Origin of the sequence: Cupriavidus basilensis OR16, from assembly GCF_000243095.1 — a bacterium.
In the GTDB taxonomy this organism is placed as follows: domain Bacteria; phylum Pseudomonadota; class Gammaproteobacteria; order Burkholderiales; family Burkholderiaceae; genus Cupriavidus; species Cupriavidus basilensis_D.
Genome location: NZ_AHJE01000211.1, coordinates 1 through 10,335 on the forward strand (window position 1 = coordinate 1; position 10,335 = coordinate 10,335).

General features: G+C 67.6%; 9 protein-coding genes and 1 rRNA gene. 5 read left to right on the plus strand and 5 right to left on the minus strand.

The genetic code is table 11. The features are described from left to right. Window positions 1–62 precede the first annotated feature (62 nt). The 4 genes from rrf (at window position 63) to OR16_RS37995 (ending at window position 2,800) form a co-directional block, all read left to right on the plus strand. Window positions 63–175, plus strand: a 5S ribosomal RNA gene (gene rrf / locus OR16_RS37980). A 134-nt stretch (window positions 176–309) separates the two neighbouring features. Then, on the plus strand, window positions 310–612 hold the full coding sequence (locus OR16_RS37985) for a GIY-YIG nuclease family protein (RefSeq protein WP_006164635.1): 303 nt from the start codon (window positions 310–312) through the stop codon (window positions 610–612). Between the two features lie 164 nt (window positions 613–776). Continuing rightward, window positions 777–2,234 (plus strand): DegQ family serine endoprotease, encoded by a 1,458-nt coding sequence (locus OR16_RS37990; RefSeq protein ID WP_006164637.1) that lies wholly within the window; start codon window positions 777–779, stop codon window positions 2,232–2,234. Between the two features lie 248 nt (window positions 2,235–2,482). Next, on the plus strand, window positions 2,483–2,800 hold the full coding sequence (locus tag OR16_RS37995) for a hypothetical protein (RefSeq protein ID WP_006164639.1): 318 nt from the start codon (window positions 2,483–2,485) through the stop codon (window positions 2,798–2,800). 219 nt (window positions 2,801–3,019) lie between these two features. Here the strand turns inward: OR16_RS37995 and OR16_RS38000 are convergent, their stop codons facing one another. The 5 genes from OR16_RS38000 to OR16_RS38020 all read right to left on the minus strand — a co-directional run bounded on the left by OR16_RS38000 (window position 3,020) and on the right by OR16_RS38020 (window position 9,195). After that, on the minus strand, window positions 3,020–4,594 hold the full coding sequence (locus OR16_RS38000) for an MFS transporter (RefSeq protein WP_192816490.1): 1,575 nt from the start codon (window positions 4,592–4,594) through the stop codon (window positions 3,020–3,022). After that, window positions 4,591–5,079, minus strand: a complete 489-nt coding sequence (locus OR16_RS38005; RefSeq protein WP_006164643.1) for a MarR family winged helix-turn-helix transcriptional regulator — start codon at window positions 5,077–5,079, stop codon at window positions 4,591–4,593. Before OR16_RS38005 ends, OR16_RS38000 begins: the two co-directional genes overlap by 4 nt. A gap of 115 nt (window positions 5,080–5,194) precedes the next feature. Next, window positions 5,195–7,225 (minus strand): transglutaminase TgpA family protein, encoded by a 2,031-nt coding sequence (locus OR16_RS38010; RefSeq protein WP_006164644.1) that lies wholly within the window; start codon window positions 7,223–7,225, stop codon window positions 5,195–5,197. Beyond that, the gene (locus OR16_RS38015) at window positions 7,222–8,268 is read right to left on the minus strand and encodes a DUF58 domain-containing protein (RefSeq protein ID WP_006164645.1); all 1,047 of its coding nucleotides are present in this window, start codon (window positions 8,266–8,268) and stop codon (window positions 7,222–7,224) included. Before OR16_RS38015 ends, OR16_RS38010 begins: the two co-directional genes overlap by 4 nt. Before the next feature lie 6 nt (window positions 8,269–8,274). Beyond that, window positions 8,275–9,195 carry an AAA family ATPase gene (locus OR16_RS38020; RefSeq protein WP_006164646.1) on the minus strand — a complete coding sequence of 307 codons (921 nt, stop codon included), beginning with the start codon at window positions 9,193–9,195 and terminating at the stop codon, window positions 8,275–8,277. A 204-nt stretch (window positions 9,196–9,399) separates the two neighbouring features. Between OR16_RS38020 and OR16_RS38025 the strand changes: the two genes are divergently transcribed. Next, window positions 9,400–10,284 carry a phytanoyl-CoA dioxygenase family protein gene (locus OR16_RS38025; protein WP_043422853.1) on the plus strand — a complete coding sequence of 295 codons (885 nt, stop codon included), beginning with the start codon at window positions 9,400–9,402 and terminating at the stop codon, window positions 10,282–10,284. Window positions 10,285–10,335 lie beyond the last annotated feature (51 nt).

Sequence of the window (10,335 nt, forward strand, 5' to 3'; positions counted from 1 at the left end):
ACAACCTCTACTACATCCCTATTCGCTGCGTTGAGCACATCTCAACGCGGCCACCGTTTATGCCTGGTGACCATAGCGAGTTGGAACCACCCCTTCCCATCCCGAACAGGACCGTGAAACGACTCCACGCCGATGATAGTGCGGATACCCGTGTGAAAGTAGGTAATCGCCAGGCTCTCCCTTGAAACCCCCCAGTACGAAAGTACTGGGGGGTTTTGCTTTTGCGCCGACGGAAAGCGGCGGAAATCGATGGCAGCAAGCATAATTGTTGTTACGGCTACCCTGAGCGCGCCCTTGAAATCAGTCCGAATGCCAGCCGACGGCGAATCCCCGTGGTTTCTTTATCTGCTCGAATGTGAGGGCAACACGATCTACACCGGCATCACCACGGATGTGGAGCGGCGTTTTGCCCAGCATCTGGCAGGAACAGGGGCTAAATACACGCGATCGCGCAAGCCCGTCAGGATCCTGGCCTGGCAGCGCTTCGAGAATCGCTCGGAAGCTTCAAAGGCCGAGGCAGCCGCGAAGCGGTTGACTTCCGCGCAGAAGCGGCAATTTTGCGTGCAATTGGCGATGGAAATGGCCCTGGCTCCAGGCATCGCTCCTGCCTGAGCATTATTCCCACACCTTGCCGCCCTGCATTGGCGGTTCCCCCCCTTGATCCCGACAGCGCCCTCTAGGCTTCCTTAAGTCTGGTTTAAGGATCGCCCTTTAGGATGGTCCTGTCGCGTCCAGATAGCCCGGACGCTTGAGGTAACCAAGAAAGGGAAAACGCCATGATTCGCCAGACGCTTGCACGCTCAGCTATTGGTATTGCTGCCCTGGCCGCTCTTGCCGGGGGGTATACCTATCTGCAGAAGGAAGTCATCACGCCGGGATATGCCGCTCAGGCACCCCTAACGGCCCCGGCCCAGCCGCTGGCCGCGCCCACCGATTTCTCGAACATTGTCGAGCAGTATGGTCCGGCGGTGGTCAATATCAGTGTCACGGCACGCGCGCAGCGCACGTCGGCACAGGTGCCGCAGGGCATGGATCCGGATGATCCCCTGTTCCAGTTCTTCAAGCGTTTCGGCCCGCAGTTTCAGGGCCCGCAGAATGGCCAGCAGCAACTGGTGCGCGGCCTCGGCTCGGGCTTTATCGTCAGCCCCGAGGGCCTGATCCTGACCAACGCGCATGTGGTGGATGGTGCTCAGGAGGTGACCGTCAAGCTCACCGACCGCCGCGAATTCAAGGCCAAGGTGCTTGGCGCGGACGCGCAAACGGACGTGGCGGTGATCAAGATCGACGCCAAGGATTTGCCGACGGTACGCTTGGGCGACCCCTCGCGCGTGCGCGTGGGTGAGCCGGTGCTGGCCATTGGCTCGCCTTATGGTTTCGAGAACACCGTCACTGGCGGTATCGTCAGCGCGAAGTCGCGCTCTTTGCCCGACGATACTTATGTGCCCTTCATCCAGACCGACGTTGCCGTCAATCCTGGCAACTCGGGCGGCCCGCTGTTCAACCAGCGCGGCGAGGTGATCGGCATCAATTCGCAGATCTACAGCCAGACCGGCGGTTACCAGGGGCTGTCGTTCTCGATTCCGATCGACGTGGCGACCAAGGTGCAGTCCCAACTGGTGGCGCATGGCAAGGTCACGCGTGGCCGCCTCGGTATCGGCGTGCAGGAGGTTAACCAGGCCCTGGCGCAATCCTTCGGGCTGCCAAAGCCTAGCGGCGCGCTGGTCAATTCGGTGGAGCCGGACAGCCCGGCCGCCAAGGCCGGCCTCAAGCCGGGCGACGTGATCGTGCAACTCGGCAACGACGTGATCGACCACTCGGGCGACTTGCCCGAGCATGTGGCCGATATCGCCCCGGGCACGCAGACTTCGCTGAAGGTGATCCGCAAAGGCGAACCCCTGACGCTGACGGTGAAGGTTGGTACGGCCAAGGATGCGGCGGTTGCTGGCAAGAATCCTGCCAATGACGCCGGCGGCAAGCTCGGCCTGGCGGTTCGCCCGCTGAGCCCGACCGAGCGGCGCGACAGTGGGATCGACGGCGGCCTGGTGGTCGAAGATGTTGCCGGTCCGGCAGCCAAGGTAGGCATCCAGCCGGGTGACGTCATCCTGTCCATCAACGGTACGCCGATCAGTTCGGCGGACCAGTTGCGTGCGTTGGTGGCAAAGTCGGGCAAGCAGGTGGCACTGCTGGTGCAGCGCGACGATGCCCGGATCTTTATCCCCCTGGACCTGGGTTAACCACGGAGTTAACCGCGAAGTTAACCCCTGAGTTAACCGCGGCATAAATGGCGGGCGGGCCGGTGCGAAGGTATACGTGCCGGCCCGCCAAGCCTTAGTGGACGCCGAATTCCGGTGTAATAGGGCTGCCAGAACGCGCGGTAACAGGTATCATCTCGACTGCGACGCAGGACACGCCGCGTAGGCCTTGACCATCCTTGGCCATTAATGCGAAATTGTCCTGCAGACTCGATGACACAAGGAAGTCTATGCAGTTGGATTTCACCCGCGCGTCCGCGACCACGGGTACCGAGAGAGCGCGGCGCCTGCCGCAAGCCTCGCCCACCCCACGCCGGCGCAAGAAAGCCGAAGCCCCGCACTGGGAGCGCGGCTACCGTTCGCATTTCTACCGCAATGAGCGCGGCGAGAAACTGGGCGAAGTTCGCCTGTCCGATCGCGGCGACATGCCGGTGGTCTATCACTGGGCCGCGGGCAATTACTCCGGCGCAGAAGGCTCGCTCGCGCACGCCCGCATGCGCGTGGAAGAAACCATCGGCTTTGGCATGCGCCAGCTGGCGCTTTTCTGACTAGACTTGATTAACCAGCCTTCCCGACGCTTTACCGGAAGGCGACAGCCGCGCGCGCCGCGACGCTCCAGGAGCGAACTACGTTCCGGCACGCCAGACAGCACCAACCAGATCCATCGCGCTGACAGCCCCCGGGCCCAATGCAGCGCAGCCAGTGCGGCAGACAGATTTGCCCGCGCCCCGGCCCCAACTCCCAGTATTGCCGCAAGCAAGCGCGCTTCAATCGAGACGGCGTTGCGCCAGCATAAAGACAGCCCCAGTCAGAGCAAGCGCGGCGATCAGCCGATACAGATCTTCGCAGGCAATCAGCCTGGCCTGCGTATCCACCAGGCCGGCAAGCTGTGCCAGCGCGGCCTGATAGGCATGGCCGGGATCCAGCCCACGCGCGCTCAAGGCCGCCTGGACCGTCGCCATCCACTGCTGCGTCTGTGCCGTGTGCTGGCCAAGGGCGCTGGTCAGGCTGGTATGCACGGCGAACTGCCGGTTCTGCAAAAGCACGGCGCCGAGCGCGGATGCGAAGGACGCGGCAATCTGGCGCAGCAGGTTCTTGCTGCGGTAGCCGTGGGCGAAATCGTCGCCGGCCAGCGAGCGGAAGGTCAGGCCGGCGATCGGGATGATGACCATCACGCCAAACAGGCCCTTGCCCACCAGTCCCCACGCCAGCGCCGACGGTCCCGCGTTGGGCGGCATCGACGAAAACCACCATGCGGCGCCGCCCATCAGCAGCAGGCCGCCCGCCATCAGGGGCTTCTTGTGCGGGAGCTGCGGGGCCACGCGCAGGTAGACGAAGATCCCGGCGAGGCTGACCGTAGCCGCGAAGGTGTTGAGCCAGCCGGTGGTCGCCAGCGGCAGCCCGAGCGCCTGCTCGGCGTAGATCGGAAAGACGTAGCTGCTCAGGTTGCTGATCAGGTAGTAAACAAAATACATGGCCAACCCGGTCAGGTAGACCGGACTGCGCAGCGCGCGTAGATGGAGCACCGGCGTGCTGTGGTGCCATTGCTGCCACAGAAACCACGTCAGCAGGCCGACGCCCACGGCGCAGACCAGTGCCAGCCGCAGTGGGTGCGAGAAGATATCGAAGCGGGCCTCGGTCATGGCGGCCTGCAAGGTCACCACGGCCGCGCCGAATAGCAAGAGTGGGCCCAGCGCGGGACCGGGATCGTCCTCGCGCGGCTCGGCGTCCGGCAGCAGCAGCCACGCCCCCAGCGTTGCCAGCGCGGCGAAGGGCAGCACGCCGTAGAACACGTCCTGCCACACGCCGCGCTCGATCAGTTCCGCCGCCATGGCGGGCGCCAGCGCGGATGCGACAAAGATCCCCAGCATGAAGATGCGCGAAGCGCGCGGCCGGTCGGCCGGCGCGAACATCACATTGACCAGGATGCGGCAGCTGGTAAACAGTGCCCCGCCGCCCACGCCTTGCACAAAGCGTGCCCCTACGAGCTGCGGCAGCGAATGGCTGGTGGCCGCCGCCAGCGTGCCCGCCATGAAGATCAGCAACGCGCCGGTGAGGTAGTAGCGATAGCCAAAGCGCTGCGCCAGCCATTGCTGCTTGAGGATCATCAACATGCTGCCCACCGCATACGCAGCCTGGACCAGGGCGAAGCTGCGCGGATCGGCATCGACGCCGCCGACGATGTGGCTCGACGCGAACACGAACATGATGTTCTCGAGAAACTCCACCGACGTGGCCAGCGCGAGCAGCAGCATGACCAGCGTCTGGCGCTGCCGATGGCTGAGCAGGCGCAGCCACCGCAGCCCGAGCCGCAGCGGCCGCAAGGCAGACACTGTTTTCATGGCTCCAGCGTCAGCAGGTTCTGGTGCATGCGGTTGAGCGTGCGCGTGGAGGCGGCAAGGCCACTTTCGCCCACGGGCTTCCAGGCCTCGGCGTAGGCCGCATGCACGGCCGGCGCGGCGCGCTCCAGCATGCGGTGGCCGGCGGCGGTCAGTACCAGCTCGGTGCTGCGGCGGTCCTGCGCCGAAGCGTGTCGGCGCACCAGGCCGCGGGCCTCGAGCCCGTCCATCAGCCGGGTCATCTGCGTGCGCGTGGCGTCGAGCGTGATGCCAAGCTCGGACGGCAGGCTGGGCTGGCTGTCGTCGGTGGCGAGCAGGCTGATGGCGAGGTATTGCTGCAGGTCCAGCTCGAACGGCGCCAGCGCGCGATCGATGTGGCTGCGCAGCAGGCGTGCGGTGCGCATCAGCAGCCGGGAAGCCAGGATCAGGTCGCGCGGCGCTTCCGGATGGCTGGCGCAGAAGCGGTCAATGCGGTCTTCGAAGGACATGGGAGGGCGTCAGGTGATGCCGGGTCAACAGGTCCGATCCGGCGATATAATTACAAATGTAATTATATCATCTGAAACAAGTCAAGGCGATGACGTCGCTCGGCGGTTGCCCTGCTCAGCGCGCGAGGTGGCGGGAGAGACGCCGCAGCGCTTGACGCAGCCCGGCAAGCTCCGTCGAGCGCTGCGCGGGTGCCAGGCGCCCGTAGCGTAGCCGGGTGTACCGATCGCTGAAATCCTGCACGGCCTGCGCGGCAGCGGGGAGGGCGCGCGCGGCCCGGGCGGCAAAATCCTGCGGCCCTTCGGACGGCGCGCGCACGCAGCCGCGGCGCGCCAGCTGGCGGCAGAAGCGCGCGTAGGCGGCCTGTACCGGATCGATCTGGCGGCGCTTGAGCGCGAGCGGCACGAGCGCCAGCAGGCTTAGCGCCGCCAGTCCGGCCAGCAGCACCTGCGGCAGGCTGTCGCCGACGCCGAGTTGCTGCATCAGCCGGGCCTGCTGGCCGCGATCGTATTGCAACACCCAGCGCTGCCAGGTGTAGACCATGCCGTCCATGCCCCAGCGCAGGTTCCGCAGCCAGCCCGGGTCGCGCATCGCGCGCAGCGCTTCGATCTCACTGGCCTCGAGCGCGGCGTCGATGCCGCGCTCGACCCGGCTTGGCGCCACCGCGCTGGTGGGATCGACACGTACCCAGCCGCGCCCGTCTAGCCAGATCTCCGCCCATGCGTGGGCGTCGGCCTGCCGCACGATGTAGTTGCCACCGATCGGGTTGTACTCGCCACCGAGATAGCCGGTGACCACCCGCGCCGGCACGCCGGCCGCGCGCATCAGGAAGACGAAGCTGCTGGCGTAGTGCTCGCAAAAGCCGCGCCGCGTGTCGAACAGGAAACTGTCTACCTGCTCATGGCCAAGCGACGAAGGCGAGAGCGTGTAGCTGAACGGCGCGGCGGCAAACAGCCGCAACGCGGCCTGCGCCCGCTGGGCGGGATCCGGGTATTGGTCCGCCCACTCGGCGGCGAGCGCCCGGGTGCGCGGATTGCCCGGCGGCAATGCCAGCGCCAGCTCCCGCGTCGACGGATCGAGCGGCTGTGCCACGGCCGGGGCTGAACGCGCGCGGTAGCGCAGGCGCTGGTCGATCGGGTCGCGCGTGAAGAATTCCCCGTCGGCATTGATCACCGCGCCGGCGCCGAGGGCAATCGCCTGGCCACGGTCGAGCAGGAACAGCCAGGGGTGCAGGTTGGGCTCCAGCGTGATGCTGTAGTTGACGATGCCATTGCTGGAGGCCTTGCCAGCTGCCTCGCGCGAACCAGCATCATCCGCCGCCGTGTCATCGGCAGCCGGCAAACTCGGCGCCGGCTGCGCGCTCCGCTGCCGCATCGGCGACGGCCGCCAGGTCTGGCCGTCGAACTGCCATAGCACCAGCGCGCGCCAGTACAGGGCACTGGCCGGCAACGGGCCGCCTTGCACATCGGCGCGCAGCGCGACTTCGGTCGACTGGGTCAGCCGGCTCACGCTGCCGGGGCTCATGGTGTCGCTGATGCCGGTGCTGGCCACGGTTTCGGCTTGCGGTAGCCGCCACAGCGGATGATCGAGGCGCGGGAACAGGACAAAGAGCACGAGCGCCCAGGGCAGCCCGATCAGCGTCAGGCGGCCGAGCAACGGCCACACGGCCAGAAAGCCGCGCGCCTCGGGATGCCCGAGGAACAGCCAGTTGCGTAGCAGCCAGGCAGCGATGGCAAGGCTGTACAAGGCCAGCCAGAAAGGCTGGTCGAACAGGTACAGGCTGAGCAGCAGGTAAAAGCAAAGCTGGGTCACCAGTGTGGCATCGGCCAGCACCCGGCACTCCAGCAGCTTGAGCACGACGAAGGCACCCAGCAGCGCCACCGACAGGTCGCGCCCCATGTTGCCGCCGGCCTGCCAGACCAGCGCGGTGGCCACCAGCATCACCAGCCCGGCGATGATCCCGAGCATCAGGCGCGAGGGTAGCGGCGCGCGCTGGCGCCACAACAGCCAGCGCCAAGCCAGCAGCAAGACCAACAAGACGCTGATGGTCACCGGCAGGCTGCGCGCTTGCGGCGCGAGCACCAGTGCCAGCTGGCCCAGCAGCAGGCCATGTTCCTCATGCGCAAGGGGGCGCGGTGGCAGTTTCACGGCGTGCTTTGCGGCGGGGCTTGACCGGCGCGTCCCGGCCACAGGGCCAGGGCTTCGAGGCAGGCCCGGCGATGCGCGCCGCCGCGGCCAGGCGGAATTTCCACGCCGGGCAGCCGCAGGCCGATTTCCATGGTGTCGCCCGCGGCCAGCACCCAGGCGCACAGGCGCGATAGCCGTGCCTCGGAGCCGAGCTTTTGCGGCAGGGCCTGCCAGTCCAGCCAGCAGGTCGGCAGGCTGCCGGCCTCGCCGGTGCGGCTCAGCCAGTGGCCGGTGCGCGCGCTATGCTTCCAGGCGATGCGGTGCATAGGATCGCCGCTGCGGTAGCGCCGCAACTGATCCGCGCCATCGTCCGAGGGCAAGGACGCTGCGCCATCGTCATCGGGCTGCGCGGCAAAAGGCAGCGGTGGCGCGCCAGGTTCTGGCCCTGGGTAGACCAGCGCGGCCAGCGGCAGGTCGGCATAGCTCCACACCCGGAACAGGCCCAGCGGAAAACGGCTCGAGAGCGTGACGCGCGGCAGCGCCAGCCAGCCGCGCTGGCTGGTGGGCATGTGCAAGCTCAGCTCGCCTGTGGCGTCGCGGGCCAAGCTCAGGCTGGCCGGCTGCGCGCCGGCCTGGGCCGGCAGGCTCGCCTCCACGGCGATGCGCACCGGCGCGTCGCTGCCTGAAATGCGCAGGCTGAAGGCGGCCGGCTCGCCGGCAAAGGCCGGCGCGGCGCTGGCGCCGGCCACCGTCATGTCGAGCAGGTTGCGGTAGGCCTGCCACATGCAGGCCATGCCGATGCCGCCGAGCAGGAAGGTCAGGGCGAAGCCCAGGCTGATGTTGTAGTTCAGCGAGGTCAGCAGCATGGCCATCAGCAAGACCGCGAAACCCAGGCCGGCCCGGGTGGGCAGGATGTACAGGTGGCGGCGGTCCAGCGTTACCACGCCTTGCCGGGGTGCGCGCCGGCGCTGCAGCCAGGGTGGCGACGTCCACGCCTGCCGCCGGGGGCCAGGCGCGGCCTTGGATGCCGTGCCCGGCGAGGAAAACGGCCGGCTGCGCGACATCGGGCGTCAGGGAATGGCCACGCCGGCCAGCAGGCGGGTAAGCGCCTCCTGGCCACCGCCGGCTGCGCCGGATGGCAGCAGCCGGTGGCCTGCCACCGGCATGAAGACCGCCTGCACGTCTTCGGGCAGCACGCTATCGCGCTGGTGCAGCAGCGCCCAGGCGCGCGCGCAGGCCAGCAACGCCAGGCCTGCGCGCGGCGATAGCCCGGCGGCAAAGGCGGAGTGCGCGCGCGTGGCCTGCACCAGGGCCAGGGCGTAGTCCACCAGCGCCGGGCCGGCATAGACCTGGGCCGCGGCCTGCTGCAGCGCCGCCACCTGTTCGCCGTCCATCACGGGCGTGCCGGCCCCCGCGGCTGCCCCGCCGAGGTAGAGCACACGCTCGAAGGCCGGATCGGGATAACCCAGCGACAGGCGCATGGTGAAGCGGTCCAGCTGGGATTCGGGCAAGGCGTGCGTGCCGATCTGATCCAGCGGATTCTGCGTGGCGATGACGAAGAACGGGGAGGGCAAGACGTGGGTGACGCCGTCGTGGGTGACTTGTCCCTCCGCCATCGCCTCCAGCAAGGCGCTCTGCGTCTTGGGGGTGGCGCGGTTGATCTCGTCGGCCAGTACCACCTGCGCGAACACCGGGCCGCGGTGGAAGCGGAATTCCGCGCTGTCGCGCATGAAGACCGAGACGCCGATCAGGTCCGCCGGCAACAGGTCGCTGGTGAATTGCACGCGCTGGAACTGCAGCCCTAGCGTGCGCGCCAGCGCGTGTGCGAGCGTGGTCTTGCCAACGCCGGGCAAGTCCTCCAGCAGCAGATGGCCGCGCGCCAGCATGCAAGCCAGCGCCAGCCGGATCTGCCGGGGCTTGCCCAGGACGATGCGGCCGAGCTGGGCTTCCGCCTCGGAGAGCGATGCGACGATGCGTGGGCGAGCTGTCACGTGAAGCCTGCGGGTCGGAAGGAGGACCCGGCCATTGTAGCGGCGCGCATGCACGCGGCAACAGTCTGTTTGCGCACGCAGCGGGCATGCAATGGGCGTGCAATGGGCGTGCAATGGGCGTGCAACACATGCGGGACGCGCCGATTCGCCCGGCTTCTGGCATTATCGAAGCTGTCGGCCCTGCCCAACCCTTCATCCGCTGCAATGAACTCCCCGCTTGCTGTCCCGCCGGGTGCCGCTTCTCAAGTGGCTTCCACGGCTTCCACGGTTTCCACCGCTTTGGCCACCCCTACGGCCATCGCCCCGAGCGCCGCAGACTTGAACGAACTCAACCGCGCCTTTCACGCCGACGGCTATATCGTGCTGCGCGGCTTTGCCCCGCCCGCGGTCTGCGACCAGCTCGAGCAGGTCGCGCGCGAGCAACTGGCCGCGGCAGCGGCGCCGGTCGAATATGAGGCCGAGCTGGGCTATCCCGGCGCGCCCGCGAGCCGCGACGCCGCCGGAGGCGCCACGGTGCGGCGCTTGCGCCAGGCCTATGGGCGCGACGACGCATTCCGGGCATGGGCAGCTGACCCCGCCGTGACGCAGGTGGTGGCGACCTTGCTCGGCGAACCGGTGCGCCTGACCCTGGCCCACCACAACTGCGTGATGACCAAGCATCCGCACTACGGCAGCCAGACCGGCTGGCATCGCGATACCCGTTACTGGTCGTTTGCCAGGCCGGAGCTGGTGACGGTATGGCTGGCGCTGGGCCGGGAGGATGAGAGCAACGGCGTGCTGCGCGTGATTCCCGGCTCGCATACGGTCGCGCTCGAACCCGGCCAGCTCGATGCGGCGGAGTTCCTGGTCGAGTCGCATCCGGCCAGCCAGGCCATGCTGCAAGGCGTGCGGCCGCTGGCCCTGGAGCGCGGCGATGTGCTGCTGTTCGACAGCCGGCTATATCACAGCGCGGGCCGGAACGTTTCCGAAGCGGTCAAGCTGTCGGTCGCCTTCGCGTACCACGGTGCCAGCAACCATCCGGTGCCGGGCACCCGCTCGGCCGAGTTTGGCAGCGTCGCGCTGCCCGCGCCGGCAACGCCCGCGCGCTAGCCGGCGCCGCAAGCCGCCACGGCGCGCGCCTCACGGTCCGCAGGCTGATCA

Excerpts from the sequence above, each read along its gene's own strand:
- OR16_RS37985 (WP_006164635.1), top strand. The coding sequence starts at position 310 with ATGCCAGCCGACGGCGAATCCCCGTGGTTTCTTTATCTGCTCGAATGT.
- OR16_RS37990 (WP_006164637.1), top strand. The coding sequence starts at position 777 with ATGATTCGCCAGACGCTTGCACGCTCAGCTATTGGTATTGCTGCCCTG.
- OR16_RS37995 (WP_006164639.1), top strand. The coding sequence starts at position 2,483 with ATGCAGTTGGATTTCACCCGCGCGTCCGCGACCACGGGTACCGAGAGA.
- OR16_RS38000 (WP_192816490.1), bottom strand. The coding sequence starts at position 4,594 with ATGAAAACAGTGTCTGCCTTGCGGCCGCTGCGGCTCGGGCTGCGGTGG.
- OR16_RS38005 (WP_006164643.1), bottom strand. The coding sequence starts at position 5,079 with ATGTCCTTCGAAGACCGCATTGACCGCTTCTGCGCCAGCCATCCGGAA.
- OR16_RS38015 (WP_006164645.1), bottom strand. The coding sequence starts at position 8,268 with ATGTCGCGCAGCCGGCCGTTTTCCTCGCCGGGCACGGCATCCAAGGCC.
- OR16_RS38025 (WP_043422853.1), top strand. The coding sequence starts at position 9,400 with ATGAACTCCCCGCTTGCTGTCCCGCCGGGTGCCGCTTCTCAAGTGGCT.